The 25,386-nt window shown below is 67.4% G+C and carries 28 protein-coding genes and 1 tRNA gene; 19 read left to right on the top strand and 10 right to left on the bottom strand.

Going from position 1 to position 25,386, the window contains the following annotated elements:
* Nucleotides 1-400: 400 nt before the first annotated feature.
* Nucleotides 401-1,675: an orc1/cdc6 family replication initiation protein gene (locus P1L40_RS20210; protein ID WP_419181209.1), complete on the bottom strand. Its 1,275-nt coding sequence runs from the start codon at nucleotides 1,673-1,675 to the stop codon at nucleotides 401-403.
* 1,268 nt (nucleotides 1,676-2,943) lie between these two features.
* Here P1L40_RS20210 and P1L40_RS20205 point away from each other — a divergent pair.
* Complete coding sequence (locus P1L40_RS20205) at nucleotides 2,944-3,333, top strand: DUF6788 family protein (RefSeq protein WP_284011185.1); 390 nt, start codon at nucleotides 2,944-2,946, stop codon at nucleotides 3,331-3,333.
* 33 nt (nucleotides 3,334-3,366) lie between these two features.
* On the opposite strand, the gene P1L40_RS20200 is transcribed toward P1L40_RS20205, so the two are convergent.
* Nucleotides 3,367-4,275 (bottom strand): NAD(P)H-binding protein, encoded by a 909-nt coding sequence (locus tag P1L40_RS20200; protein ID WP_284011184.1) that lies wholly within the window; start codon nucleotides 4,273-4,275, stop codon nucleotides 3,367-3,369.
* Nucleotides 4,276-4,421: 146 nt separating this feature from the next.
* Entirely contained in the window at nucleotides 4,422-4,838 is a 417-nt protein-coding gene (locus P1L40_RS20195) for a universal stress protein (RefSeq protein WP_284011183.1), read from the bottom strand.
* 168 nt (nucleotides 4,839-5,006) lie between these two features.
* Here P1L40_RS20195 and P1L40_RS20190 point away from each other — a divergent pair, with 168 nt between their 5' ends.
* Entirely contained in the window at nucleotides 5,007-7,640 is a 2,634-nt protein-coding gene (locus tag P1L40_RS20190; protein WP_284011182.1) for a cation-translocating P-type ATPase, read from the top strand.
* A 38-nt stretch (nucleotides 7,641-7,678) separates the two neighbouring features.
* On the opposite strand, the gene P1L40_RS20185 is transcribed toward P1L40_RS20190, so the two are convergent.
* Nucleotides 7,679-8,572 (bottom strand): universal stress protein, encoded by an 894-nt coding sequence (locus P1L40_RS20185; protein ID WP_284011181.1) that lies wholly within the window; start codon nucleotides 8,570-8,572, stop codon nucleotides 7,679-7,681.
* A gap of 210 nt (nucleotides 8,573-8,782) precedes the next feature.
* Here P1L40_RS20185 and P1L40_RS20180 point away from each other — a divergent pair, with 210 nt between their 5' ends.
* A complete protein-coding gene (locus P1L40_RS20180) occupies nucleotides 8,783-9,232 on the top strand; it encodes a pyridoxamine 5'-phosphate oxidase family protein (protein WP_284011180.1) in 450 nt (149 codons plus the stop codon).
* A 26-nt stretch (nucleotides 9,233-9,258) separates the two neighbouring features.
* Here P1L40_RS20180 and P1L40_RS20175 read toward each other — a convergent pair whose 3' ends face one another.
* Both P1L40_RS20175 and P1L40_RS20170 read right to left on the bottom strand, forming a co-directional pair.
* The gene (locus P1L40_RS20175; RefSeq protein ID WP_284011179.1) at nucleotides 9,259-9,840 is read right to left on the bottom strand and encodes a VIT1/CCC1 transporter family protein; all 582 of its coding nucleotides are present in this window, start codon (nucleotides 9,838-9,840) and stop codon (nucleotides 9,259-9,261) included.
* 5 nt (nucleotides 9,841-9,845) lie between these two features.
* Nucleotides 9,846-10,133, bottom strand: a complete 288-nt coding sequence (locus P1L40_RS20170; RefSeq protein WP_284011178.1) for a DUF211 domain-containing protein — start codon at nucleotides 10,131-10,133, stop codon at nucleotides 9,846-9,848.
* 196 nt (nucleotides 10,134-10,329) lie between these two features.
* On the opposite strand from P1L40_RS20170, the gene P1L40_RS20165 reads away from it, so the two are divergent.
* The 3 genes from P1L40_RS20165 to P1L40_RS20155 all read left to right on the top strand — a co-directional run bounded on the left by P1L40_RS20165 (nucleotide 10,330) and on the right by P1L40_RS20155 (nucleotide 12,708).
* A complete protein-coding gene (locus P1L40_RS20165; RefSeq protein WP_284011177.1) occupies nucleotides 10,330-11,169 on the top strand; it encodes a DsbA family protein in 840 nt (279 codons plus the stop codon).
* Nucleotides 11,170-11,729: 560 nt separating this feature from the next.
* Nucleotides 11,730-11,948 carry a hypothetical protein gene (locus P1L40_RS20160; RefSeq protein ID WP_284011176.1) on the top strand — a complete coding sequence of 73 codons (219 nt, stop codon included), beginning with the start codon at nucleotides 11,730-11,732 and terminating at the stop codon, nucleotides 11,946-11,948.
* Nucleotides 11,949-12,324: 376 nt separating this feature from the next.
* A complete protein-coding gene (locus P1L40_RS20155) occupies nucleotides 12,325-12,708 on the top strand; it encodes a winged helix-turn-helix transcriptional regulator (RefSeq protein WP_284011175.1) in 384 nt (127 codons plus the stop codon).
* Between the two features lie 129 nt (nucleotides 12,709-12,837).
* Here P1L40_RS20155 and P1L40_RS20150 read toward each other — a convergent pair.
* Nucleotides 12,838-12,907, bottom strand: a tRNA-Gly gene (locus P1L40_RS20150).
* A gap of 188 nt (nucleotides 12,908-13,095) precedes the next feature.
* Between P1L40_RS20150 and P1L40_RS20145 the strand changes: the two genes are divergently transcribed.
* A complete protein-coding gene (locus P1L40_RS20145) occupies nucleotides 13,096-13,980 on the top strand; it encodes an aldo/keto reductase (protein WP_284011174.1) in 885 nt (294 codons plus the stop codon).
* Between the two features lies 1 nt (nucleotide 13,981).
* A complete protein-coding gene (locus tag P1L40_RS20140) occupies nucleotides 13,982-14,701 on the top strand; it encodes a class I SAM-dependent methyltransferase (protein WP_284011173.1) in 720 nt (239 codons plus the stop codon).
* A 30-nt stretch (nucleotides 14,702-14,731) separates the two neighbouring features.
* Here P1L40_RS20140 and P1L40_RS20135 read toward each other — a convergent pair whose 3' ends face one another.
* Nucleotides 14,732-15,469 carry a DUF7260 family protein gene (locus P1L40_RS20135; RefSeq protein WP_284011172.1) on the bottom strand — a complete coding sequence of 246 codons (738 nt, stop codon included), beginning with the start codon at nucleotides 15,467-15,469 and terminating at the stop codon, nucleotides 14,732-14,734.
* A 183-nt stretch (nucleotides 15,470-15,652) separates the two neighbouring features.
* Between P1L40_RS20135 and P1L40_RS20130 the strand changes: the two genes are divergently transcribed.
* Complete coding sequence (locus tag P1L40_RS20130) at nucleotides 15,653-17,050, top strand: PQQ-dependent sugar dehydrogenase (protein ID WP_284011171.1); 1,398 nt, start codon at nucleotides 15,653-15,655, stop codon at nucleotides 17,048-17,050.
* Here P1L40_RS20130 and P1L40_RS20125 read toward each other — a convergent pair.
* On the bottom strand, nucleotides 17,038-18,366 hold the full coding sequence (locus P1L40_RS20125) for a M28 family peptidase (protein ID WP_284011170.1): 1,329 nt from the start codon (nucleotides 18,364-18,366) through the stop codon (nucleotides 17,038-17,040). The genes P1L40_RS20130 and P1L40_RS20125 overlap by 13 nt on opposite strands.
* A 77-nt stretch (nucleotides 18,367-18,443) precedes the next feature.
* Between P1L40_RS20125 and P1L40_RS20120 the strand changes: the two genes are divergently transcribed.
* The 10 genes from P1L40_RS20120 to P1L40_RS20075 all read left to right on the top strand — a co-directional run bounded on the left by P1L40_RS20120 (nucleotide 18,444) and on the right by P1L40_RS20075 (nucleotide 24,894).
* Nucleotides 18,444-18,947, top strand: a complete 504-nt coding sequence (locus P1L40_RS20120) for a GNAT family N-acetyltransferase (protein WP_284011169.1) — start codon at nucleotides 18,444-18,446, stop codon at nucleotides 18,945-18,947.
* A 312-nt stretch (nucleotides 18,948-19,259) separates the two neighbouring features.
* Nucleotides 19,260-19,910: a DUF4129 domain-containing protein gene (locus tag P1L40_RS20115; RefSeq protein WP_284011168.1), complete on the top strand. Its 651-nt coding sequence runs from the start codon at nucleotides 19,260-19,262 to the stop codon at nucleotides 19,908-19,910.
* Complete coding sequence (locus tag P1L40_RS20110) at nucleotides 19,903-21,834, top strand: DUF58 domain-containing protein (RefSeq protein ID WP_284011167.1); 1,932 nt, start codon at nucleotides 19,903-19,905, stop codon at nucleotides 21,832-21,834. The genes P1L40_RS20115 and P1L40_RS20110 overlap by 8 nt, the downstream gene beginning before the upstream one ends.
* Nucleotides 21,831-22,346, top strand: a complete 516-nt coding sequence (locus P1L40_RS20105; protein ID WP_284011166.1) for a DUF7519 family protein — start codon at nucleotides 21,831-21,833, stop codon at nucleotides 22,344-22,346. Before P1L40_RS20110 ends, P1L40_RS20105 begins: the two co-directional genes overlap by 4 nt.
* A gap of 42 nt (nucleotides 22,347-22,388) precedes the next feature.
* Nucleotides 22,389-22,520, top strand: coding sequence for a hypothetical protein (locus tag P1L40_RS20100; RefSeq protein WP_284011165.1), 132 nt, complete (start codon nucleotides 22,389-22,391; stop codon nucleotides 22,518-22,520).
* A gap of 187 nt (nucleotides 22,521-22,707) precedes the next feature.
* On the top strand, nucleotides 22,708-22,857 hold the full coding sequence (locus tag P1L40_RS20095) for a DUF7512 family protein (protein WP_284011164.1): 150 nt from the start codon (nucleotides 22,708-22,710) through the stop codon (nucleotides 22,855-22,857).
* Entirely contained in the window at nucleotides 22,857-23,885 is a 1,029-nt protein-coding gene (locus tag P1L40_RS20090; RefSeq protein ID WP_284011163.1) for a sulfite exporter TauE/SafE family protein, read from the top strand. The genes P1L40_RS20095 and P1L40_RS20090 overlap by 1 nt, the downstream gene beginning before the upstream one ends.
* 53 nt (nucleotides 23,886-23,938) lie before the next feature.
* Nucleotides 23,939-24,244, top strand: a complete 306-nt coding sequence (cutA, locus tag P1L40_RS20085; RefSeq protein ID WP_284011162.1) for a divalent-cation tolerance protein CutA — start codon at nucleotides 23,939-23,941, stop codon at nucleotides 24,242-24,244.
* Nucleotides 24,241-24,405, top strand: a complete 165-nt coding sequence (locus P1L40_RS20080; RefSeq protein WP_284011161.1) for a hypothetical protein — start codon at nucleotides 24,241-24,243, stop codon at nucleotides 24,403-24,405. Before cutA ends, P1L40_RS20080 begins: the two co-directional genes overlap by 4 nt.
* Before the next feature lie 51 nt (nucleotides 24,406-24,456).
* On the top strand, nucleotides 24,457-24,894 hold the full coding sequence (locus P1L40_RS20075) for a DUF302 domain-containing protein (protein ID WP_284011160.1): 438 nt from the start codon (nucleotides 24,457-24,459) through the stop codon (nucleotides 24,892-24,894).
* Nucleotides 24,895-24,912: 18 nt separating this feature from the next.
* Here the strand turns inward: P1L40_RS20075 and trxA are convergent, their stop codons facing one another.
* A complete protein-coding gene (gene trxA / locus P1L40_RS20070; protein ID WP_284011159.1) occupies nucleotides 24,913-25,317 on the bottom strand; it encodes a thioredoxin in 405 nt (134 codons plus the stop codon).
* Nucleotides 25,318-25,386 lie beyond the last annotated feature (69 nt).

The raw sequence follows: 25,386 nt of genomic DNA, 5'->3' as shown, positions 1-25,386 counted from the left end.
CCTAGCTATCGAACACATCGATACAGGGACGGGACGCTTGTAAGACACTTGTCAGCCAGGCGTATGCCGTCTCGTCGCTGTCAGACACCGATATTCACCCACAGGCGTCCGTTTCGAACACATCGATAGCGGTGTGTGAACACACCGAGATTGTCCAGCAGCCACACGAACACATCGATAGAGGGGTGTCCTCCAGGCGAGAACCTATTCAGTCGTGGTGAACACCGCCGGCAGAGAAAACAGTTCGATACCGGTGTGTGGCGGGGAATGAACACTTCGATAACGGTGTGTGGCTCGGGACAGACAGGTCGATACCGGTGTGTGGCAGGGCAAGGACAGTTCGATACCGGCATGTCACGGACCAGTGCTGTGGCGTTCTGGTCGACCGCAGCGGGCGAGGTCAGGTCTCGTTGCGGAGCTGTGCGGTGACGACGCTCTGTACTTCGTCCGACGCGGCGACCTCGATCCGGGAGTCCTCGCGCAGCGTCTCCAGGATCGTCGCCGGCCGCTCGCCGAACTGGAACTCCAGAAACATCCCCGAACTCGGCCCGTGGCTGCGTCGCTCGAAGTCGACCAGCGAGTACGTCGTCATCTCTTTCATCTTGTTGACGTACGTCTCCTGGTGGTACTGGTCGGCGTCGATCGAGTCGGTGAGGAACTGATACACCTTGTAGCCGGTCGTGCTGCGAGCCGTGCCGTCGTCGGTCTGGTCGGCGACGGCGGCCGTCGCGTAGAGACAGAGCTTCTTCTGTTGGCTGATCCCCCTGACGACCTCCAGAACGCGGTTCTTCTCGACTTTGTCCTGGGCCGCCCTAACGTGTCGTTCGCGCACGCGCTCGTCGCCCTGGCGTTCCGCGAGTTCGCCCGCGACACGCATCAGATCGATCGCTTTCCGGGCGTCGCCGTGGGTCTGTGCGGCGAACGCTGCCGCCAGCGGGATCACGTCGTCGTCGAGGACATCCTCGTGAAACGCGTCGCGGCGTCGACGGAGGATCGCCTGGAGCTGGTTGGCGTCGTAGTCGTCGAAGTGGACATCCTCCGGCGTGAAGGAACTCAGCGCGCGACTGCCGACCGACTCCATCATCTTCGTGTCGTTCGAGATCGCGACGACAGAGAGATACGCCGTCAGCTCGTCGTTTGCTCCCGCCCGTGACAGCTGGTACAGGAGCCGCGAGAACGCCGGTTCCTGCTTGTCCCGCCGGCCGACGAGCATGTCGAGTTCGTCGAGGACGAAGACGACCGAGTCGAAGTTCTCGTTGACGATCCGGAACAGCTCGTCCCACTTCTCCTTGGTCGCGACGCCGTGTTTCGGGACTTCGACCTCGACGTTTGCTTCGTCCGCTGCACGGCAGGCGAGTTCGTAGACGCCGACACCCAGGGTGTCGATATCCTGGCAGTTGACCTCGACCGTTCCAAAGCGGATGTCCCTCGACTCGCAGATCCGGCTGATGTTCTTACACACCGCCTTCGTGATGAGTGACTTGCCCGTCCCAGACGGCCCGTACAGGAACAGATTCGGCGGCCGGTTGTCTCCCAGCGCGACGCGGAGCATCTTCGTGACCTCCTGAAGCTGTTTGTCGCGGCCGACGATCCGATCCTCCTCGACGACGTGGTTCGGATCGATGAGCGAGCGGTCCCGGATCAGTCCCTCCTGTTCGTCGAACTCCAACAGCATCTCCTCGATGGACTGTGATCCCTCGCTGTCCGAGTCGGCCGGCTCCTCGGTCGGGGAGCCAGCGGTCGATTCGGCCGGCTCGACGGCGTCGGGGTGTTCCGACGGTGGCGGCTCGGGCGACTCGTCCGTGGCACCGATCGGGTCGGAAAGACTCGTCTGTTCCGAACTGCCGTCCTCCGACGCCGCTCGGTCCCCGGTGTTGTCCTGAGCGTCGTCCGTATCCATGGCAGTCACCAACAACGCCGGGGATAAATAACTTCCCCACCCCTATCGATGTGAGATCGGGCTTCTAAGGTGGGTGATATTCGGCTCAATCGACTCCCGGGGACGAGACCGTGTGAAATCTGCGATCGGTCTGACGATGTGTCCGACTCCTGGGGACACAGACACCCCTCTATCGATGTGTTCGGGCGAGCGGAGGGGAAGGGGGTGAGAGCCGCGGACGGAGTGGTACCGGCAGTGAATACGATAGTATCATATTCACCATTCTCAGTCTCTAAGACAGCATTTTTCGTCCATTTAGTGCGAGTGGCACTGTGACGATATGGCTGTATAGAGCGCTCTCCGGACGGTTCTCGGCCGTTCTTTCTTCTTCTAGTCTGTTCTAGTAAGCTAGTTCTAGTAGACCACCCCCACCCACCTCTATCGAAGTGTTCGATGTGTTCGCTCGACCTTGCCTCGTCAGGGGGAGGGATCACTCGTACGTTCCTGGTTGTCTCTTATCTTGGAAGACACCTCATCGGGCCGTTTCAGTCCGTCTCGTCCGCTTCAGTCGCCGTTTCCCACTCTTGTCCTCCGTCTCCACGGTACTCTCGGTCTCCGGTCGGCGGTTCTCCCCCCACACAGCGACCTGTCGAACACATCGATAGAGGGGTGTGTCTGTCCCGTCCGATGGCCGACTCGATCCCAAAGTGGGTATCGGTTACCGACCGACGATCCCGGTCTCAAGGCCTCTACGTTCCATATCTGAGTGTTACGACTGTTCAGATACCGATACCGGCCTCCGGTATCGGCAGTTCTCACATGGGACTCACCGTCTCCGGGAGTTCCGTGATCGCGACCACGACCGGCCGGCCACACACCTCTATCGATGTGTCGGACCGACCGATCGCCCATCTGTCATCGACTGGAACACTTCGATAGAGGTGTGTCTGGGATCACCGGACGATCCGGAGCCGAACCGAACACATCGATAGAGGTGTGTCGGCAGCTTCGACGGCGAATTAACCAACACATCTATTATCCTACGACGATTGTTGGTTAATACTGTGTCTACCGACCCACCCACGCCTCCCGATGACCTCACAGAGCCCGTTCTCGACGAGCTCCGGACTGCGGACCCAGCGTACCTCCGGCGGATCGCCGAGTACGCGACCGACCTCGCAACCTACCGTGAGCAACAGGGAGTGCACGACGACCAGAGGGGGCGAGACGAGCGGCACGGGAACGATAAGCGGGGGGAAAACGACGAGCAGCAAGAAAGCGACGAGCAGGAGGGTCGGGACGCCGACCCGAGCGACCGACTGGACACACCCGAGGGAGTCCCGGCCAACGCGACCCTCACCGAGAAGACGATCAACGATAATCGGTATTACTACTGGCAGTGGCGGGACGGCGACCGGATCAAGTCGAAATACGAAGGCCCGGTCTCGGAGTGACCGGACCGGTCTGGCGACGAATTCGTCGACGGATCAGGCCGGTGCACGCTCGCGATGCCGGTCGGCGCCAGCGTCGAGTGCCAACCGCACGGCCTCCGCGAAGGGTGTCAACTCGACATCGACGAGGTCAGTAATACTGTCGTCGGTGACCACGACCCTGTTTTTCAGTCCGTCGACCAGCGGCTTCGCGACACTGACGGGCACGTCGGTGACCAGTCCGAGCCAGCGTGCGGAGAGACCCGGCGACAACACGGGTACCGGGACGATCAGCGGTCGACGCCCCACGTGAATCGACGCCGTCCGGACGAGTATCTCCTGGTAGGTGAGCACCTCCGGGCCGCCGATCTCGAACGTCCGGCCGGCCGTCGCCGGTTCCGCCAGGACACCGACGAGGTAGGCGATCACGTCGTCGATATAGATCGGCTGGCAGTCCGTCCGGACCCAACTCGGTGTCACCATTACGGGGAGTCGTTCGACGAGCTGTCGGATGACGGCGAAACTCGCCGAGCCGTCACCGATGATGATCGCGGCTCTGAGAACCGTCAGCGAGGCTGCACCCTCGCCCAGGAGTCGTTCGACCTCACGTCTGGACCGCAGGTGTTCCGAGAGGTCCGCGTCGTCCTCTCCGAGGCCACCCAGGTAGACGATCCGGTCGATTCCGGCGGCGTCCGCCGCGGCGACGAAGTTCCGCGCGGCCCGTCGGTCGAGTTCCGAGAAGTCGCCGTCGGCGGCCATCGAGTGGATCAAGTAGTACGCCGCGTCGACGGTGGGAAGCGTGAGGCCGGGGTCGAGGACATCGCCCTCGTACACGTCGACGCCCGGCGGCGGATCGTATCGGTCGCTGTCACGGACCATCGCGACGACCGTGTGACCAGCGTCGACTAACGCCGGGACGAGATGCCCGCCGACGAACCCGCTCGCTCCCGTCACGAGGACGCGCATACAGCCGTTTCGTACTGCCGACAGTTAATTCCGCCCCCGGAGACGAGGCGACCCAGGCGTTCGAGAACCTCGTCGGTGTGCGCGACGACGACACGTCACGCGGCCGAGCCGACGACGATAGGCCACAGCAGTCGGTCCGCGGACGGTTAGGTCAGCATCAGCGGTCGGGTGGTCGAGCGGGCGACCCGATCCGCGACACTCCCGATGTGGTGGCCGGTGTGTGAGAGCCCGTGTGAGCCAAGAATCACGACATCGGCGTCGATCGACTCCCCGTAGCTCACGATCTCGTCGTGTGGAACCCCGTGGACACACCTCGTCACTACCTCGATGCCGGCCTCGTCTCCCTGCGAGCGGATCGTCGACAGGACTTCGTTCGCACGGTCTTCCAGCTCGTCGATGACCAGTTCGCTGCTGCTAAGCGCCGGTTCGCCGTAGCGGCCGGTGTCGACGACCGCGAGCGCGTGGACCTCGGAGCCGTGTTTCCGTGCGAGGCTCAACGCGTGATCGACCGCTCTGTTCGCTGGCTCACTGCCGTCGGTGGCGACGAGAACACGCTCGTACATATTGGTTCAGTAACTAGTTCTGTGCGAGGGGTAGTAACTATTGTGCGGGGTCGGCCTCACGACAATCGGGGCCGTCGGCGCGGAGTCTGGGCTCACAGCGGTCGGAGCCGACCGATCTCCTTCCGGTGGGCGCAAATCAATATGTAGCTGGGGGGAGAGGTTCGACGCGTGCCGACGCCACCGCACGCCCGGGAGACCGACGCAGTCCTCGACGAGTTGGGATCGAGCAGCGACGGGCTCACGCCGGAAGAGGCAGCGTCTCGGCTCGAAACGCACGGGCGAAACGAGGTCACCGACGGCGCACAGCGGAGCGCGTTCGACATCTTCCTCACGCAGTTCGACAGCGTCCTGATCTGGGTCCTGCTGGCGGCCGCGGCGCTGTCGCTCTGGGCCGGCCACGCGGTCGACGCCGTCCTCATCGCGATCATCGTCGTCGCCAACGGCGTCTTCGGGTTCGTCCAGGACTACCGCGCCGAGCAGAGCCTCGAATCGCTGCGCGAACTGACCGCACCGACCGCGACGGTCCGCCGCGACGGGACGACCGCCGAAGTCGACGCCGCGACGCTCGTGCCCGGCGACGTGATCGAACTGGCGGGGGGTGACGTGGTTCCCGCGGACTGTCGGCTTCTGGAGACGACTTCGCTGGAGGTCGACGAGGCGGCGCTGACCGGCGAGAGCGTCCCCGTCTCTAAGTCCCCGGCGCCCGTCCCGGAGGACACCCCGCTCGCCGAACAGACCTCGATGATCTACAAGGGAACCAACGCCACGCGCGGGCGCGGCGTGGCCGTCGTGACCGCTACCGGGATGGAGACGGAGGTGGGGGCGATCGCCCGGGAGTTGGCCGGCACCGAAGAGACGGAGACGCCGCTCCAGGGCGAACTCGACCGACTCGGTCGGCTGCTCGGCCTGGGCGTGCTGGGGTTGACCGCGTTGGTGATCCCGGTCCTGTTGGTTCAGGATACGCCTGTGATCCAGGCCGGACTGACCGCGATTTCACTGGCCGTCGCGGCCGTCCCCGAGGGACTGCCGGCCGTCGTGACCCTGACGCTCGCGCTCGGCGTCCGCCGGATGGCCGACGAGAACGCGCTCGTCCGGCGACTCCCGGCAGTCGAAGCCCTGGGCGGTGTCGATGTCATCTGTACCGACAAAACCGGGACGCTGACGGAAGGCGAGATGGTCGTCAGCCGCGCGTGGCTCAACGACACCGTGGTGGACCTCTCTGGTGAGGAGGTACCGACCGCGACAGCCGACCAGCAAATGCCGACCGCGACAGCCGACGAGGGAACGCCTGTCGCCGCCTCCGACGACGACCGACTGGACCGCCTCTTTCGGGCCGCCGTGCTCTGTAACGACGCCACGGCCGAGGAGGGCGATCCGACCGAACAGGCGCTGGTGACCGCGGCCGCGGACTACGGGCTCGATGTCGGGACGGTCCGCGAGGAATCGCCCCGGACCGACGAGGTCCCGTTCTCCTCCGAACGCAAGTGGATGGGGACGATCCACGGCGATGTCGGCTACGTCAAGGGTGCGCCCGAGGTGGTCGTCTCGATGTGTTCGGAGGTGTCGACCTCCGACGGCCCGGCGGCGCTGACCGACGAGACGGCGACCCGGATCCGCGAACGGGTAGACGCCTTCGCAGACGACGCCCTTCGGGTCCTCGCGCTGGCCGCCCGGTCCGACGTGACCGACCAGGCCGACATCGAGACGGGGCTGACCTTCCTCGGACTGGTCGGGATGATCGACCCCGCTCGCGCGGAGGTCGCCGACGCGGTCGCCGCGACCGACCAGGCGGGGATCGATCTGAAGATGGTCACCGGCGACAACGTCCGGACGGCCGCGGCGATCGCCGACTCGCTGGGAATCGGCGGGGCGGTCATGGAGGGCCGGGAGATCGAATCGATGACCGACGAGACGCTCAGGGAGCGCGTCGAGTCCGTCGATGTCTTCGCCCGGACTTCGCCCCAGCACAAGGTCCGCATCCTCCGGGCGCTCAAGGACAACGGTCACGTGGTGGCGATGACCGGCGACGGCGTCAACGACGCGCCGGCACTGAAAAACGCCGACATCGGCGTCGCGATGGGGGTCCGCGGGACGGACGTGGCAAAACAGGCCAGCGACATCGTCCTGCTCGACGACAACTACACCACGATCGTCGCCGCCGTCCGGCGCGGGCGTGCAATCTTCGACAACGTCTGGAAGTTCGTCGCCTACCTCCTGAGTGCCAACGTCGCCGAGGTCGCGCTCGTGTTCATCGCGTCGCTCGCGGGGTATCTCGTCCTCCCCGCGGTCCAGTTGCTCTGGATCAACCTCCTGACCGACGGGCTCCCCGCGGTCGCGCTCGGGACCGACCCCGAGAGCGGCGCGGTCATGGACCGGTCGCCCAGAGACCCCGACCGAGGGATCGTCGGCCGGGGGATGCTCGGCCTGATGGCCGGGACGGGCACCGTCTCGACCGTCGTTATGTTGGGTCTGATGACCTATACGCTCGACGGCGCACCTTCGATCACCCCGTACGCGATGACGATGGTGTTTACGGGCTTCGTCCTCATCGAGTTCGTGAAACTGTTCGCGATCCGGTGGCTCAGGGAGACACCGACGTTCTCGAATCCCTGGCTCACTCTCGCGGTGGCTGCGTCGCTCACGCTCCAGTTGGCCGTCCTCTACACGCCGCTGAACCGGTACTTCGGAACCGTACCGCTGGGAGCAGCTGACTGGGCGGTCCTCGCCGTCGTCCTCGCCGTGACGGGGCCGGCGTATCTCGCCGTCGCAACGGCAGTCAGGCGCTTGGCGCCGAACCTGTAGCGATCACGGGTCGAGCGTGATACTCGACCGCGTGCTCCCTACTCTGCCCCCGAGGACCGCGCGTTGATCGCGAACACGGGCATCGACGCGTGTCTGACCACCCGTTCTGTCGTGCTCCCGAGGAGGAACCGGCTGAGTCCGGTCTGGCCGGCGGTACTCATCGTCAGCAGATCGATCCCGTTGGCGGCGGCGTAGTCGAGGATGTCACGCGCGGGGTATCCCTCCCGGACCTCGGTTTCGACAGGACACCCGGCATCCTGGATACGGTCGGCGGTCGACTCGACGGTCCGCTGGCCGTTCTCGCGCAGCGTCTCCAGCAGTTCGACCGGTGCCGACTGGTCCGGGCCGCCCGAGACGGCGCCGAGGTCGACGACGGTGAGGACGTGGACGGTCGCATCGAAGGCAGTCGCCAGGGCGATGCAGTGATCGACGGCGACCCCTGCTCGCTCGCTCCCGTCGGTCGGGAGGAGGATGTCGTCGTAGCCGGTGACGGGTGCGTCGTCCTCGCTCGCTCTGGTGGTGAGGACGGGGACCGGCGACTGCCGTAACACGTCCTCCGTGACGCTCCCGGCGACGAAGCGGCGGACGCCGGTCCGGCCGTGGGTCCCCATGCTCACGAGGTCGACATCGTGGCTCTCGACGAACTCCAGAATCGCCTTCGAGGGCCGTCCCTCGACGACGTGTCCCTGCACCGAGTCGCCGTCAGCGAGGGCCTCGACCGCGTCGATCGATTCGCGCCCGCCGTCGCGCAACCGGTCGACGTACTCCTCGGAGACCCCACCGGCGTTGATCGGCCCGGCCGCGGCGTCCACGTCGACGACCGCGAGGACGTGGACGGTCGCGTCGAAGGCGTTCCCCAGTGCGAGCGCGTGTGCCGCCGCACGGAGCGCGTGGTCGCTACCGTCTGTCGGAACGAGGATCGTATCGTACATGACTGAGCCTCAGTGGCGGGGTGAACACTCCCGCCCGTGTTCTGACCGACGCTTCGCCGGGACCGCTCATAAGGGTTCGCGTGACGATTGACTGGCACGTCCCACCGTCCGCGATACATCTCTCCAGCCATCCCTCGACTCGATCACCCCTCGTCACAGGCTCCCGGAGTCGGAGACGGGTTTATAGGCACCGCCGTCGTATCGAGTCATATGGGCGACACGAAATCGATCGAGATGGACCCGGCGACACAGGACGAACACCTGGGGACCGGCGGGACCGGGGTGCTCTCGTTCTCGGGCCCGGCGGCCGACGCGCCCCACTCGGTCCCCGTCTCGTACGGGTACGATCCGGACGAGCGGGTGTTCTACTTCCGGTTGGCCGTCGGCCCCGACAGCGAGAAGGCGTCGCTGCTCGATCGGGCCGTTACCTTCGTGGTTCACGGCGAGTCCGACGACGGGTGGTGGAGCGTCATCGCGCGCGGGGAGCTCGAATCGACGGCGGCGGAAGCGACCGCGCTTGACTCCCTCGCCGGGCTCGAACGGGTCGATATCCCGCTCGTCGATGTCTTCGACACGCCGTTGCGTGTCGTCGATTTCGAGTTCTGCCGCCTCGTTCCGACGGCACAGACCGGCCGGCGAGAGACCGGCGGTGAGATCTGATCCGGAGACAGGCCGCCGCTGGCCGTCTATCCGGGCAACACCAGATTGACGAGCGCGACCACGAGCCCCGCGAGCCCCATCCTGATCGCGGCGACGTACCACCGCTGTCCGGAGATCGACCCCATGTAGGCACCGAACGACGCCAGCACGCAGATTCCCAGCGCGACCGCGGCGACGGCCGCCTCAGCCATCGTAAACACCGTCCCCTCGACGACGAACGGGGCGAGCGGGACGACGATTCCGATGATCGGGCCCAGGCCGCTCATCACCGCGTGGAGCAGTCGCGCGCCGCGGTGCTGACGCTGGATCTGTGTATCGTCCAGATCGACCAGCATGGCCCGTTCCATCCGGAGGATGTCCGCTTTCGTCTCCGCACGCTCGATCTCCCAGACGCTCCAGACCGCCGAGGTTCCCAGACCGACGGCCGCACCGAGGCCGATCTGGATGACCGTCGCCCCGTCGGGGACGCCCGAGAGGACCGCACCGACGACGATCCCGATACTCGTCAGCGTGCCGTCGAACCCGTTCGAGATGAAATACCGTCTGGAGATCGATCGGATCTCCTCTCTCCCCAACAGGGTCCAGAGCCTGGAAACGAGTGAGGGCACGCGTCTCAGTCCTGGGGCGTTGGCCGGTTCTCGACGAGGTACTCGCCGAGTGCGACCTGATCGACAGAGTGGACGGTCGCACCGATTGCCTCGACAGTCTCCTGGATCTCGTCGAGCGACAGCGACGCCCCCTCAAATGTCAGCTTGACGTTCTGTACTTCCTGGTCGTGTTCGATGAGCGTCGCGTTGACGCCTTCGACGCCGCCGACACCGGCGAGTTGCTGTGTGAAGTCGAGCAGTTCCGGGTCGTGCGGTTTGAGCACATCGAGGACGAGTCTGCGAACTGGTGCCATACGCTCGTCTCCGACTGGAGTGCACCTAAAACCCTGCCTGCGCGTGGTTCCGGCTCACCAGGCCACAGCGGGGGAGGTCGGTGTTCCGACGGAATCCCGGATGCAGTTTCCAATCGTAACCTACTCGACCGCGCCATCCCTCCTTTCACGGACGCTGCCTGAGCTACTTCCCCCGGGGACACATCGATCTCGACGTATGACCGCTTCCGACAGCCCGACGATCACACAGTTTACCGACCCGATGTGCACCTGGTGTTGGGGTGCGGAGCCGATCAGGCGCCGCCTCCAGACGGCGTACGGCGATCGGTTGACCCACCGCTTCGTGCTGGGCGGGTTGATCGAGGACTTCGAGACGTTCTACGACGCGGCCAACGACATCTCCGATCCCGAGGACGTGGGTCCACACTGGCTGGCGGCCGCAGAACGTCACGGGATGCCCGTCGACACGGAGATATTCGAAGTCGATCCGGCACAGTCGACCTACCCGGCGAGTGTCGCCGTCGCCGCCGCCCGACAGCAGGGGTGGGAGGCCGGCCACCGATATCTCCGTCGCGTCCGCGAGGCCTACGCCACGGAGGTCCGGAACGTGAACCGGCCGGCGATACAGCGCGAGATAGCCGCCGATCTCGGGCTGGATATCGGGGCCTTTCGGGCGGCGATAGACGACGGGACTGCGCGTGAGGCGTTCGAAGAGGACCTCGCGCGGACCCGGGAGGCCCGCATCGGTTCCTTCCCGACGTACCGGCTCACCGGCCCGGAGGGAACACGGACACTGGCGGGATTCCGGTCGTTCGAGGAGCTAGCTGACACGCTGGAGACAGTCGCACCCTCCCTGGAACGAACGTCGCCCCCTGCTGTCGAGCAGTTCGTGCGGGAGTACGGGCCGGTCGCGACACAGGAGGTCGCGACGGTGTGTGCCCTCTCTCACGGCAAGGCGACACAGACCCTCAAGTCGCTGGCGGACCGCGACACGCTCGTCCGTGAGCAGCGCGGAACCGGCGTCTTCTGGCGCGTCCCTGCCGAGAGTACCGGCTGAGCGTGGTACCCGTCGCCCCGCCGGGACTGGGCGCCGATCCACGAAGCCGACGGCACGTGAACATAAAATAAACAGTGTTTCTCCCACTCTCGACGATCCATCTCGAACGATTCCCGTTCCGGCGGCCAGCCGGTAGCGAGGCCCACAGAGCCGAACAGGAACTCGACTGAGCCGCGTGCTGTCACCGCGGCGTCCCGATTTCGGGCACCGAACCTGCTTTTGTTTACGTTGCCTGAGATATATCCCGTCGGTCGGCGACGGACCAGTCGTGATGTCAGCGACCGATCGCAGACACGTACGGACCGTATCGATCCGCTCGACCGCGCCACATCGACAGCTCGCCGTCCGGGGGGGCCTGGTAACGGTGTTCGACTCGGCACTCGCCGGCTGGGCGTTCCTGTTCGGCAGAGCCCTGTTCGCAGTCGTCGTCGGATACCTGGCACTGGGGAACTTGCTGGACCGACAAAACGCCGTCGGCTACGCCCGAAGCAAGGGGGGTTCCCGTCGCCGGGGTCACCGTTCCGGTCGGGAGTCTCCTCCTGCTGGCCGGGTCCGCCTCGGTGGGTGCCGGCGTCTACCCGGCCATCGGGTCGGTGACGATCGTCGCCGTGTTGACGCCGATCACCGCAGCGATGCACGACTTCTGGACGATGGAGGGACAGGACCGACAGAACGAGCAGATCCACTTCCTGAAGAACGTCGGTCTCCTCGGTGGCGCGATGGTGTTCATGGCGCTCTCACAGACCACGTGGCCCGTCGCCGTCGGGATCGGGCTCTGAGGGCTGTCACCTCCCGGACGCGTGCGACGACCTGGCCGTCGGAGCCCCGCTGCTGCCCCACCGACCCTGGGACTCGGTGAACTGGATTTCACAGGCCCCTCGCGGCGTCGCGGTCGGGTTCTCTCTCGGTCCGTCACGGTTGGCCCCGGGAGGGCGGGGTCTGTCGTCTCTGCCGGCGACCATCGACATCCAGCGGCGAGTGACCGAGCACTGGGCGAAATACGCTTCACAGAGCCTTTAGGTGGTTTTCGGCCGTCGATAGCTGTATGTTCCGACCCGGCGATCGACGGCACAGTGCACCGACCCGCTCACACTGCGACACGGCGCTTCCCACCGTCGGTCGTGTGGTGTCGCTCCGCGCGGGGGTGAACTGGGCGTGACGGCAGAGAGCGACCGGCGGCAGGCCTCGATCGAGGCCCACAACGCCCGTGCCTGTCCCGTGGTCACGACCATCGAGGAGATCGGGACGCCCTGGCGATTGAACGTCCTCTACGCGCTCGGGGACGGCGAACAGCGGTTCAACGACCTCAAGCGGGCGACCGACGCTCGGTCGAAGACCCTCTCGGACGCCCTCGACGCGCTCGTCGACGCCGATATCGTCGAGCGGCGGATGGAGGCGGCCGCGCCGGTCGCCGTCTACTACAGTCTCTCACAGAAAGGCGAGGAACTCGTGCCGGTTCTCGACCGCCTGAGCGACTGGGCGACGCGGTGGGGCAGGTCGGTCCCGGACGACGCCTCCGGTCGGATCCACGAGCCGTGACGAACTCGTTCGGTCGGGGCCGATACCACGTCGAGACCGACTGGTCCTGTCTAAGTATAGCTATACCGTAAAACTACACGGTAATTCTAACATCCTCTCACGGCTGATGGCCGAGCCGGCCGACGTGGATGCGCTGGGCAGGGTTCGAACCTGCGGTACAGCCCTGGAGGGACTGTGTGTTACGCTACACCACCAGCGCCTACTCGGTCGTCGGACGCGGATGGTATTGTTACGACCGAGTTACCGCCGGTATCGGATCCCTTCGGCGGCGGTTACCGGAACTGACGGCTCGGTGACCGATCGACTCAGTGCTCGGCCGGCGACCGAAGCGCTCACAGCGGCGGCCCGGCGACCAACTGTTATGTTCACCGGGCCGTACGGTCCGGTATGGAGACGCGACCGCTCGGCGACACCGGACACGAGAGCAGTGTCATGACCTTCGGTGCGATCGCACTCAACTGGCTGGAACAGGAGGGTGCCGATCACCTGGTCGAACTGGTGTTGGACCACGGCGTCAACCACTTCGACGTGGCGCCGACCTACGGCGACGCGGAGCTGAAACTCGGGCCGAAGCTTCGCCAGCACCGCGAGGAGATCTTCCTGGGGTGTAAGACCCAGGAACGGGGATACGAGGGAGCGAAACGGAAACTGGAGCGGTCGCTGGACCGACTCGGCGTCGACCGTATCGACCTGTATCAGGTTCACGGCCTGGAGTACGAGGACGAACTGGACGAGATCACGGCCGACGACGGCGCACTGCGGGCGTTCCGTGAGGCCCAGGAGGCGGGACAGATCGGCCACATCGGCCTCACGAGCCACGGCAACCCCGGGCTGATCCAGGACGCGATCGACCGAATCGACGATCTGGAGACGCTGATGTTCCCGCTGAACCCCGTCGTCGTCGGCAAGGGCGACGCCGAACACGACTACGAGGGCGTCTTCGAGGCGGCCGAGGACGCCGGCATCGGCACGCTCGGGATCAAGGCCTTCGCCAAGGGTCGGTGGCCCTCGACCGACGAACTCCCGGAGGCGGACCGCCCGTACGCGAACTGGTACGAACCGGTCGACTCCCCAGACGAGATCAGCGAGCGGTTCGACTTCGCCGCCTCGCGCGGGATCGACACGGTCGTCAGCCCCGGCGACCCGAAACTGGTCGCGATGGTGCTCCACGCGGCCAGCCAGTACGACGGCATGGACGAGGCGGCCCAGCGCTCGCTCGTCGAACGGCTCCGCCACGACGAGAGTCCAGTTCCCGAACAGCTCCACCACTGAGATGGACGTTCCCGAGACGGTGCGGGCGGCGCTTTCGGACGTACCCGTCGACGGACGGGTGTGTCTGGAAGCCGGCGCTGGCGTCGGCAACACGACGGCCGGCCTCCTCGACGCCGGCGCGGCGACGGTCTACGCGGTGACGAACGACCGAGCGCACGCCCGGACCGTCCGGCGACGGATCGAGCGTGGTCACGACAGACTCCGGGTGCTCCACAGCGACCTCAGATCGCTCCCGATAGCGGACGGATCGGTGGAACTGATCACGGCCCACGGACTCTGTAACGTCCTCCCGCCAACCGATCTCGACAGAGTCGTGACGGAACTGACCCGCGTCGCTACCGGGGACTGTCGGCTCGTCGTCGACGACTACGGGCCGCTGCCGGACGACGCGGCCGTCGGGGAGCTGTTCGGCCTGGAGAACGCGGCGGCGAGCGCGGTCACGGGACGGCCGGCGCTCTCTTTTTACCCCTCTCAGGCGCTGCGTCGGTGGTTCGAGGGAACCGGCTGGGCGTTCGAACGGGAGCGGACGCTGCTCGATCCGGTCCCCTGGACGCGGTCGCATCTCGACGCACACGCCGGGGTGATCGAGGCGTTCGCGGCCGCCGAGGAGTCGGCACACCTCCGTGCGATACACGAGCGAGCGACGCGTACAGTCGAGGAGATCGGGAGCGAGTCCGTCGGCCGGATGTACAGCCTATCGTTCGTCCTCTCGGTGGACTGACTCGGCGCCTGGCCGTCCACCGACACCGACTCAGTCGACCACGACGGCGTCGTGCAGCCGGACGACCGCTGTCAGCACGGGGAACGTCCAGGGCTCGTCGGCGTAGAGGTGTGTACACAGCGACTGGCCGTCGATCCGTGACGGCGAGAGACGGCCGTGGACCACGGCCTGTCGGTCCCGGACGATCTCGTCGAGGCGGGATTCGAACTCCTCGCGGTACCAGTCCTGAATGATCACGTCGTCGAGGGAGGTGACGATGTCCTCGATCGCCTGCCGGGCCGTCGCGAGCGACTCCGTTTCCTCCGCGAGTACGTCGATGTAGCGTTCCCGGTCCTCGATCGATCGGTCGACGGCCGACAACAGGGCCGACCGTTGGGCCGGCGTCACTCCCGTCGCGGTCGTGCCGACGACCGCCGCGGCGGGGTCGCCGAGTTCGGCCAGCATGTGGTCGGACAGCGACTCGTCGTAGACTGCCTCGTAGTGGGGGACGCTCATGACCGTCGAGCTGAACGCCTCACGCAGGCGTTCGACGTGATCGTGGCTATCGTCGACACTGACGACGGACCGCCGGAGGGTCGCCGGTGTCGCCGCGATCGGCTGGATGTCCGCCACCGCCGTCCTGAACTCCGCGAAGGCCGACTGCTCGGCGGCGAGTTCCTCGCGCTCCCGCGATATTCTCGCCTCTGCGTCCGCGATAGGCTCTAAGACGTGGTGTTCGAACACCCTGAGATACTGCCGTGGGCCGCCGGGGAGGGTGGTCTCGACCATACACTGATATGCGATAGCATGTAACTAAAATGTTTGTTTTACATATCTCTCCGTAGCGGAATATTCCAGACGATAAATGGATGATAGAACACTCAAATTTCGGAAACAAACGCTGGCGGCAGATCGACGGTCGAAACGGTCGGAGACCTCATGGTATTTCAACGTTCGGCTCGAATGTCATTTATGCCTGACGACTGGACTCGCCGCCGATACCTCGGCGTACTGGCCGCCGCGGTCACGGCAGGCACCGCCGGATGTTCGAACGGACCCGAGAACCGAACGCCGACGGACACGCCGACTGGCACGCCGCCGGCCACCGCCGGCGACACCGATCCGTCGGGGACACGAACGGCGACCCCGACGGCGACTGCGCCGAGAGACCCACCCGAGTCAGTCGGACTCGAACCGCTCACGACCGACCTCTCGGCGCCGCTGGATGTCGTTTTCCCGCCCGACCTCGACGCACGGTACATCGCACAGCAGGGTGGCGTCGTCGCCAGACACGGGCCCGACGGACTCGCGTCGCGGCCGTTTCTGGACCTCCGGGACGCCGTCACGACCGGCGGCGAGAAGGGGCTGCTTGGCCTCGCGCTGCACCCGGAGTTCGCACGGAACCGCCGGTTCTACGTCCGGTACAGCGCGCCCGGCCGCTCTGGGCTGCCCGCCGGGTACAGTCACACGTTCGTCCTCAGCGAGTTCCGCGCGACCGAGGACGGCACCCGCGCGCGCCGGGACTCCGAACGGACGCTCCTGGAGATCCACGAGCCCCAGAGCAACCACAACGCGGGCTCGATCGCGTTCGGCCCGGAGGGCTACCTCTACGTCGGCGTCGGCGACGGCGGTGCCGGCGGCGACCAGGGTCGCGGTCACGTCGCGGACTGGTACGACGCCGTCGGCGGCGGCAACGGACAGGATGTCACCGAGAACCTGCTGGGCAGCATCCTCCGGATCGATGTCGACGACCGGGACGACGGCAAGGCCTACGCAGTCCCCGACGACAACCCGCTCGTCGGCCGGCAAGGGCTGGACGAACAGTACGCCTGGGGGCTGCGCAACCCCTGGCGGTTCTCGTTCGACGGGACGGACTTCTTCGTCGGTGATGTCGGACAGAACCGCTTCGAGGAGGTCGACCTCGTCGAGCGTGGCGGCAACTACGGCTGGAACGTCCGCGAGGGTACCCACTGCTTCCAAGCGTCGGACTGCCCGTCTCGAACGCCGGATTCGGTCCGCGGCGGCGAACCGCTCCTCGACCCGATCATCGAGTATCCCCACGAGGGCGCGCCGGTCAGCGGCTACTCGGTCATCGGCGGCCACGTCTACCGCGGGGACGCGCTCCCGGGACTGCGCGGCCGCTACGTCTTCGGCGATTACGTCGCCCAGGGGCGTCTGTTCCTGGCGACCCGTCCCGACGATGACGGGCAGTGGCCGACCGAGCCCCTCCCGGTCGCTTCCGGGGACACCGGCAAGCTCGCCCGGATCAGGTCCTTCGGGCGCGACGCCGACGGAGAACTCTACGTCGTGACCAACGGCGAACCCGAGGCCGGTCTCCACCGGATCGTCCCGGCCGGTCAGTCGTCGTAAGGCCAGTCGCCGGTCAGGCGCATCCCCGGGGCGGTGTCCTCGGCTTCCAGCCGGCGGGCGACTCCCTCGGGCTCACGCCGACCGGGCTCGAACGCCTCGCTAGCGAACTGGACGGCCAGTTCCGTCAGGAAGACGGCCTGCTCGCGCAGCGTCCGAACATCGAGTTTCTCCAGCGTGTCGGCGTGGGTATGGGCCCACCCGCGCCCGGTGTCTGTCGTCTCGCTCATCACGTGACAGCCGGGCACGCCCCACTGGACGAACGGCCAGTGGTCGCTGTGGGGTCCCTGCCGGGGCGTCTCCGTCGTGTCGTGGTCCAGTCGATCCCCGACCGCCTCGACGGCCGCCTCGATCTCCGGGAAATCGTGGGTGTGAAACTCCAGAGTTCGCCCGCGGACCACCCCATCGAAGTTGAGGACGGCGTGGACGGTGTCGAGGTCCCGCTGGTCGCTGAGACACTCCGAACCGACCAGGCCGACCTCCTCGGCGCCGAAGGCGACGAACTCGACGCGCCGATCCAGTTCGTCCTCGCGGGCGGCGAGCGCCCGGGCGACCTCGACCACCATCGCCGTCCCGGCGCCGTTGTCGAGCGCGCCCTCCGCGATGTCGTGGGCGTCGACGTGGCTCGTCACCAGCACGGCCCCGTCTGTGTCCGGCCCGAGTTCCGCGTGGACGTTCTGGCTCGTGGCCGGCGGCGTCTCGCAGTCGACGCTGACCGTCAGTTCCGCCCCGTCGTAGCGACGACCGAGCCGGGCCCCGACCTCGCTGGCGACACCGACCGCCGGTACCGCGCCCAGCGCGTCCGCCTGGGTCCCGACGCTCCCGGTCGGCGGGAGCATCCCCTCGACGTGGTTCCGGTAGACGAAGCCGGCGGCGCCGGCCTCGACCGCCCGGTAGTACTTCTCCCGGCGGTGGATGTACCGGTCGTACCAGCCCGGGATGTCCGAGCGGGCCATGACGATCTTGCCGGCACAGTCGGTCTCCTCGAAGTCCGCCGGCAGCCCGTAGCCCAGATCGACAAGCTCCCCGCTGGCCTCGCCGGCCGGCGACCGCGGGAGGGCGATGACCTCGTGGTCGGCCGCGGCCATCGGCGCTCCACCGGCCGAGATACTGCTGTCGCCCCGCTCCCACCCCTGGATGTCGAACGGCTCCAGCCGGGCCGACCGGGCCTGTTCCGCGAGCGCGTCGCGGGTCGCCTCGGCGGCCGCGCGCTCCCCGTCGCTGCCGGCCATCCGGTTCCCGATGTCGACGAGTCGCTCCAGGTGCGACCAGCCCGCGTCGCTCGTGATCGTCTCCCCGATCCAGGTCGTGTCTGTCATACTCTGACGTGTGCGCCCGGCGGGTTTGAAACCACTGGACGGGACAACGCTTTCACGCGGCCGGTCCAGCACCCTACGTGATCCGACCCTACGAGACTACCGACGCAGACACGCTCTGGGAGCTCAAACGCGCCTTCGAACTGGAACTGGGGACTGCGACCGGCGAGGAGGGGAAGGCGGCTGCCTACCGCGAGAAACTCGACGACGACTACCGGGCGTCGTACCTCCAGTGGGTCGACCGCTGTGTCGCGGAGGCCGAGCGGACGGTCCAGCTGGCGGTCCGAGACGGCGAGGTGGTCGGCTACGGCTTCGTCCTCCCGGAGTCGATGGCCCACGTCTGGGACGCCGCGGTGTTGAACGAACTGTTCGTCGCCGAGCAGGCCCGCGGAACCGGTGTCGTCGACGACCTGCTCGGGGCCGCGGTCGCCGTCGCCCGCGAGCAGTCACTTCCGCTGGACCGACTCGTCCTCGATGTCGACCCGGACAACGACCGCGCCAGAGCGGTGTACGACCGCTGGGGGTTCGAGCCCTGGGGCGAGATGGTCGCCCGCGACCTCACTGCGGCCGACCCCGTCGAGTGAGTCCCCGCTCGCCGAGAAAGCGGCACGACCTGTGCGGGAGCGACCTGATTTGTAGCTCCGCCCCACAGCGGTAGCCATGGAGCGGTCGCGTCTGCTGACCGCGGCTCTGACGGTCGTCTGCGTGACAGCCGTCACGATGGCGGGCGTCACGCTGCCCGCGACGGTCCAGCAGAACCCGGGGACGGGCGACGGGGCCGGCGTGGGCGGCCCCGGCGAGGGTGCGGGCATCGGGACTCCCCGGCGGTCGGTCGCGGCGGCGGGCCAGCCGTCACCTCGCCGGCCGTCGCGTGGCTGCTCACGCTGCTGTCGGCTGTGGGCGTCCTCGTCGTCCTCGCGTACCTCGCCGTTCGGTGGCGGCGGGCCCTCCGCCTCCTGGTCGCGCTGGGTCTCGTCGGCTCCCTCCTCTTCGTCTCTGCCCGGTTGCTCTCCGGGGGTGGAACGGGCTCGATGGCCGGGCTCGGCCGCGGGGCACGACCGCTTTCGGGCGCCCCGGGCGGGGGTGGCACCGGCGCCGGACTCCCGGCGGTGCTCGTGGCGGCGCTCGCGGCCGCAGTCGCCCTCGCGCTCCTCGCGATCGGGTTCGTCGCGGTGCGCGGGGAGCCAGCGACGCGACCCGAGCCGACCCCGACGGACTCGTCGTCGGAGCTGACCGCGGTCGGGGAGGCTGCCGGCCGCGCGGCGACTCGGATCGACGGCACGGACTCGCTCGACAACGCCGTCTACCGCGCCTGGCGCGATATGACGCAGTTGCTCGATCTCCGCGCGCCGGCGAGTTCGACGCCCCGGGAGTTCCAACGGGCGGCGATCGACGCCGGGATGGAGCCCGACGACGTGCGCGCGCTCACCGCGCTGTTCCGGCAGGTCAGGTACGGCGACGAGGCGCCGTCCGCCGAGGACGAACGGCAGGCGATCGACCTGCTTCGCTCGATCGAGGGCCGCTACGGGGGCGAGAACGGTGCGTAGGCGCGAGTGGCTCGCCGGCGCCGGTCTCGCCGCGTTCGCACTCGGAGTGATCGCCCTGGCCGCACCCGGCGTCGTGGGGATCGGGGTTCGCCGGTACGTCGTCGCACTGGCCGGGCTGCTGGCACTGTGGCAACTTCTCAAGCTCGCTCGTCGCCGCCTCGGCGCGTCCCCGCGGACCACGGCGACACCGGACGTGGCTCGGACGCCGCCGATCGAACCGCCAGGGCGGTCCTTCGATGCGGTGTTCGACCGCTACGGCGACGATGTCGACGCGCTCGGCGTCCGGGGTCGTCTCCAGACGCGGCTGGCCCACCTGGTGACCGACGTTCTCGACCGGTACGGGGACGACGCCACGAGTCCGGGCGACGCCGTTCGATCCGGGAACTGGACCGACGACCCGGAGGCGGCCGCCTTCCTCGGTGGGCTCGACGCACCGTCACCTGGTCTGGGAGCCCGGATCGCCGACCGCCTCGGGGGGCGGACGACGTTCCAGCGGCGCCGCGGCAGCGCTGTCGCCGAACTGGTCGCCCTCGCAGGAGTCGACACGGCGGGAGACACGCCACGGCGCTCGTGGCCGCGCCGACTCCGCCGCTCGCTGGGCGGACTGGGCCGGTCGCCCGACGCGAACGGCTGGACGACGGCGCCGTTCGACGGCACAGTCACGCGACCGACGGGGAGGTGGCACGGGACGACCGTGGTGGCGATGGCCGCCATCGGCGTCGGCGTGTTGACCGACACGCCGGCGCTGCTGTTCGTCGGCGCGGTCGCGGTCGCCTACGCCGGCCACGCGCGCCTGACCGCGCCGCCCGACCCGAACCTGACGGTCGAGCGCGCCCTCACGCCGTCCGACCCCGACCCGGACACCCCAGTCGAGGTGACCGTCACCGTCGGAAACGAGGGCGACCGTCTCCTCCCCGATCTCAGGCTGGTCGACGGCGTCCCCCGGGGACTGTCGATCGCCGAGGGGGCGGCGACGGCCGGCACTGCGCTCCGCCCCGGGGCGGAGATCACGCTGGAGTACACCGTCACCGCCCGCCGCGGGACTCACGAGTTCGGTCCGCTCGCGGTCCTCGCCCGGGATACTGCCGGCGCCCGTGAGGTCGAGACGACGGTTTCGGTGACCGGGGACACGGACCTATGTTGCCGTCCGCGGCTGGGTTCGCTCGACCGGCCGGTACCGACCCGGACACACGCGACACGCCGGGGCGGCCTCGTCGAGACCACCGAGAGCGGCGCCGGGACCGAGTTCTTCGGCGTGCGCGAGTACGAGCGGGGCGACCCCCTCGCCTGGATCGACTGGAACCGCCTCGCCCGCACCGGCGAGTTCGCCACGCTCCAGTTCCGCGAGCAGCGGGCGGTGACGGTGGTGTTCGTCGTCGACGCAACCGACAGCGCGACCGTCGGTCCGCCCGACGCCGACGAGACGGCCGCCGAGCGCTGTGTCGCCGCGGCCGGCCGACTCGTCGGAACCGCTCTCGACGGCGGTAACCACGCCGGCCTCGCGGCCGTCGGGGCAGCGGACTGCTGGCTGGCGCCGGGTGCGGGCCGGTCCCACCGCGTCGCCGCACGGGACTTCCTCGCTCGGACGCCCGCGCTCGCTCCCGGACGGCACGGCGATCAGCCGTCCGACCGGTGGGCCAGGACCCTCCGACAGCGCCTCCCCGAGGACGCACAGGTGGTCGTCCTGTCCCCGCTGTGTGACGACCGGATCGCTACGGGCGTGCGGCGCCTGCACGCCGACGGGTATCCCGTCACGGTCCTGAGTCCCGATCCGACGGCCCGCCGATCCGACCCGGAGCGGGTCGCCGCCGTCACCCGTCGACTGCGACTCAGCGACCTCCGCGCCGGCGGGGTCCCGGTCCTCGACTGGGAGTGGGACGACTCGCTTGACGTGGCACTTGCCGACCGGAGGGCGCGGCGATGAGGACCGACCGCCCACAGGTCCGGCTGAGCACTGTCGTCGCAGTCGTCGCTGCCATCGCCGTGGTCGCGGGGACCGGTCGCTACTCGACGCTCGCGCTCGGCAGCGGCCTCCTCGGGTTCGCGCTCGTCACGGTGGCCGTGCTGACCGAGCGACAGGCGCTTCTCACTCTCGGCTGTGCTGGTCTCGTCGCCGCTGTCCTGGCCGCCGGGGCGGGCCGCGCGCCGACACTGGTCGTCCTCGCCGGGACCGTTGCGGCGGCGGTCGCCTGGGACAGCGGCCGGACGGCGCTCACACTCGCCGATCAGCTCGGACCGACCGCCGATGTGACCCGACTGGAACTCGTCTCGATCGGATCGACACTCGCCGTCGGCTGTGTCGCCGGTGCGTTCGTGTGGAGGCTCGCTCGCGTCGAACTCGACCGCGCCCCGTCGGTCGCACCGCTGTTGTTGCTCGTCGCGGGCATCGCGCTGGCTGGCGCCCTCTACTACCGCGGCGACGCCCACAGTGAGTGAGCGGACCACAGCGTACAGGAGTCACGCGACCGTACGTCCGGTATGACCGACGCCTCGGCCCCCGGTGAAACCGACGGACTGCCGCGCTACCTGAAAGTCATCATCGCCCTCGCCGTCCTCGTCGTCCTGTTCGTCGTCGTGATCGATCTGCTGACGTTCGCGAGCGCGCTGTAGGGGCGGCTGGCGTCACTGAACGGCTCCGAGTATCGGTATACGTTTTCGGTGACGTACGGGTGGTGACCTGTTGGTTACGCCGATATAGTATTGTAAGAGTTGAGCAAAACCGTTATAGCCCCCTCTCTGCTACGTAGAATTGTAATGAAAATCCACGGACGCACACAACTGCTGGACGGTGAGTTCGATGTTCGGGCTTGAGCAACTGAGCGGGACCCCGCAGGCGGTCGCGCTCGTCGGTCTCGTCCTGCTGGAAGCCGTCGTGTTGTACGTCGGCTACGGCGAACTGGAACGCGCGCTCGGGCCGGCGTTACTGCGGGCCATCACGGAGCGATGATGGAACTGTTCGGGACGAGCGTGCTGTTGCTGGGGCTGTTCGTCGGCTTCGGCCTGCTCATCGGCATCCTGTTCGGCTTTTTCGGCATGGGCGGGTCCTTCCTGGTCACGCCCGCGCTGCTGGTCATGGGCTATCCCACCCGGGTCGCGGTCGGGAGCGGACTGGCCTTCGTCTTCGGGACCTCGGTCATCGCGACGCTGAAACACCGCGACCTCGGACAGGTCGACTACAAACTCGGGATCTCGATGATCGTCGGCACGACAGCCGGCATCGAGGTCGGCAAGGAGATCGTCCTCCACCTCGAATCGCTCGGCCTGGCCGGCGGGATCATCAGCGTCACGTACGTCGTCTTGCTCGGCGGCATCGGCGCGTTCGTCACCTACGAGGCGCTCAAGGGCGGCGACGGCGGCGGCGTGAGCCACGACGCCGACGCAACGGCAACACAGGACATCCCCGACATCGCGAAGAAGATCCAATCGTACCACATCCCGCCGATGCTCTCGCTGCGTGGCGGCATCACCGCCTCGCTGTGGCTCGTCCTCGCCGTGGCCTTCGCGACGGGGCTGTTGTCGGGCTTCCTCGGCGTCGGCGGCGGCTTCATCCGCATGCCCGCGTTGTTCTACCTGATCGGCGTCCCGGTGCCGGTCGCCGTCGGGACGGACCTGTTCGAGATCGTCTTCTCGGGCGGGCTGGGATCGCTCCTGTACGCCCAGTCCGGCGGTGTCGACCTGAGCATCGTCGCGCCGCTGCTCGCCGGCAGCGCGCTCGGTGCACGACTGGGCTCCGCAGCCACCGACCTCGTCGATGAAGAGGAGATCAAAGTCTACTTCGGCGTCATGCTGTTGCTCGGCGCCGCCGCGGTCGCACTGCGGCAGCTCGGCGAGACGTACGCCGTCGACGTGCTCAACACGGTCAGCTTCGTCATCATCATCGGCGCGGCGCTACTGGTCAGCGGTGCAGTCGTCTCCAGCGCACTCGCGGCGCTGCGGGAACGGGACGACGCCGGCCACTCGACGAGCGCGGACTGACCGCGGGGACCGGCTACGAGGTCCTTTTCACCTGTCCGGCCCTCCAGTCGGGTATGCCGACGGTCTACATCACGGCACCGCCCGACGCCGCGCCACGGATCGCCCGCGAACTCGTCGAGGAGCGGTTCGCGGCCTGTGTCAACCGCGTCGACTGTGCGTCGACGTATCGCTGGGACGACGAGATCCACCAGGACGACGAGGAGATCCTCCTGGCGAAGACGACCGCCGAGCGCTACCCGGCGCTGGTCGAACACGTGGAGGCCACCCACCCTTACGAAACGCCCTGTATCGAGCGGTTCGACGAGGCGGAGACGGTCCCGCTGTTCGCGGAGTGGCGCGCGAACGCGACCGACGGATGACGACGTATCGGATCGTCGAGACCGGCCAGCGACTCAACGGTCTCGAACTGGACCTGCAGCTGCTCTTCGGGACCTGGAGCGTCCGCGATCGCGAGGGCGAGACGTGGCACGTCCGGACGCGGGACGGCGAGACGTTGACGGTCACGCCGGTGACCGACTGAGCCGTCGGATCGAAGCGGTTTTGTGTAAAAAACCCATTTATGCTATCGAAGATGCTTCCAATCGACCCGTCAGCGATCGATCCGGCCGACATCGGCGAGAAACGCGCCACACTGGAGATGGACCACGAGACAGCCGTCGAACACGTCCGCGAGGCGTTCGCGGACGCGGGCTTTGGCTTCCCGGTCGAGTTCTCCCCGTCGGAGTTGCTCAACGAGAAGGTCGACGCCGACCGCGATCCCTACTACGTGCTGGGCGCGTGCAACCCGGCGGTCGCCGACCGGGCGCTTGACGCCTCGGACAACAGGATGGGCGGGCTGTTCCCGTGTAACGTCGTCGTCTGGCAGGAAGAACCCGGTGTTCAGACAGTCTATCACGTCAGTATCATGCGGATCGCCCGACTGACCGGGATGGCCCCGGACGACGACGAGATGGCGGATATCATCGCACAGACCGGCGAACTCGTCGAGGAAGCCTACGAAAACCTCTGACGCATCGATTCCGAAAAATCAGGAACCGTACTGCTCGATCTTCGCGACGAGGTCGCCTTTCTGCTGGACCCCGACCATCTGTTCGACGGACTCGCCGCCGGCGAACAGGACCAGCGTGGGGACGCCCCGAACGCCGTACTCGGCGGCCAGTGGCTGGTTGGCGTCTACGTCGATCTTCGCGACCGCCGCACCGGTCTCGGCCGCGATCTCCTCGACGACCGGCGCGATCATCTTACACGGGCCACACCAGTCCGCGTAGAAGTCCGCGAGCACTACGTCGTAGCGCTCGACGGCCTCCGAGAGGTCCTCGCTCGATCCGATCTGGATCGGCTCGGCGGGGGCGTCGTCTCCCGACTCTTGCTCGGACTGCAGGTCCTCGATCTTCTGTTCCCGGATCTCCTCGATCGGCTCGTTGTCGCTCATCGTCGGTGCTAGGGGACGTGCGTTCTTAATTGTTTTGCAAGAAGCTTACAATACAGTCCGACCGTTACC

The organism is Haloarcula pelagica, assembly GCF_030127105.1.
Taxonomy (GTDB): Archaea; Halobacteriota; Halobacteria; order Halobacteriales; family Haloarculaceae; genus Haloarcula; species Haloarcula pelagica.
Note: the sequence above shows the minus strand (reverse complement) of the source record. Positions and strands in the feature narration are given on the sequence as shown.

Bases quoted from the DNA above. Each gene is read 5' to 3' on its own strand.
- P1L40_RS20210 (WP_419181209.1), bottom strand. From the start codon at position 1,675: ATGCTGTTGGAGTTCGACGAACAGGAGGGACTGATCCGGGACCGCTCG.
- P1L40_RS20200 (WP_284011184.1), bottom strand. From the start codon at position 4,275: ATGCGCGTCCTCGTGACGGGAGCGAGCGGGTTCGTCGGCGGGCATCTC.
- P1L40_RS20195 (WP_284011183.1), bottom strand. From the start codon at position 4,838: ATGTACGAGCGTGTTCTCGTCGCCACCGACGGCAGTGAGCCAGCGAAC.
- P1L40_RS20185 (WP_284011181.1), bottom strand. From the start codon at position 8,572: ATGTACGATACGATCCTCGTTCCGACAGACGGTAGCGACCACGCGCTC.
- P1L40_RS20180 (WP_284011180.1), top strand. From the start codon at position 8,783: ATGGGCGACACGAAATCGATCGAGATGGACCCGGCGACACAGGACGAA.
- P1L40_RS20170 (WP_284011178.1), bottom strand. From the start codon at position 10,133: ATGGCACCAGTTCGCAGACTCGTCCTCGATGTGCTCAAACCGCACGAC.
- P1L40_RS20165 (WP_284011177.1), top strand. From the start codon at position 10,330: ATGACCGCTTCCGACAGCCCGACGATCACACAGTTTACCGACCCGATG.
- P1L40_RS20145 (WP_284011174.1), top strand. From the start codon at position 13,096: ATGGAGACGCGACCGCTCGGCGACACCGGACACGAGAGCAGTGTCATG.
- P1L40_RS20140 (WP_284011173.1), top strand. From the start codon at position 13,982: ATGGACGTTCCCGAGACGGTGCGGGCGGCGCTTTCGGACGTACCCGTC.
- P1L40_RS20135 (WP_284011172.1), bottom strand. From the start codon at position 15,469: ATGGTCGAGACCACCCTCCCCGGCGGCCCACGGCAGTATCTCAGGGTG.
- P1L40_RS20130 (WP_284011171.1), top strand. From the start codon at position 15,653: ATGCCTGACGACTGGACTCGCCGCCGATACCTCGGCGTACTGGCCGCC.
- P1L40_RS20125 (WP_284011170.1), bottom strand. From the start codon at position 18,366: ATGACAGACACGACCTGGATCGGGGAGACGATCACGAGCGACGCGGGC.
- P1L40_RS20105 (WP_284011166.1), top strand. From the start codon at position 21,831: ATGAGGACCGACCGCCCACAGGTCCGGCTGAGCACTGTCGTCGCAGTC.
- P1L40_RS20100 (WP_284011165.1), top strand. From the start codon at position 22,389: ATGACCGACGCCTCGGCCCCCGGTGAAACCGACGGACTGCCGCGCTAC.
- P1L40_RS20095 (WP_284011164.1), top strand. From the start codon at position 22,708: ATGTTCGGGCTTGAGCAACTGAGCGGGACCCCGCAGGCGGTCGCGCTC.
- P1L40_RS20090 (WP_284011163.1), top strand. From the start codon at position 22,857: ATGGAACTGTTCGGGACGAGCGTGCTGTTGCTGGGGCTGTTCGTCGGC.
- cutA (WP_284011162.1), top strand. From the start codon at position 23,939: ATGCCGACGGTCTACATCACGGCACCGCCCGACGCCGCGCCACGGATC.
- P1L40_RS20080 (WP_284011161.1), top strand. From the start codon at position 24,241: ATGACGACGTATCGGATCGTCGAGACCGGCCAGCGACTCAACGGTCTC.
- P1L40_RS20075 (WP_284011160.1), top strand. From the start codon at position 24,457: ATGCTTCCAATCGACCCGTCAGCGATCGATCCGGCCGACATCGGCGAG.
- trxA (WP_284011159.1), bottom strand. From the start codon at position 25,317: ATGAGCGACAACGAGCCGATCGAGGAGATCCGGGAACAGAAGATCGAG.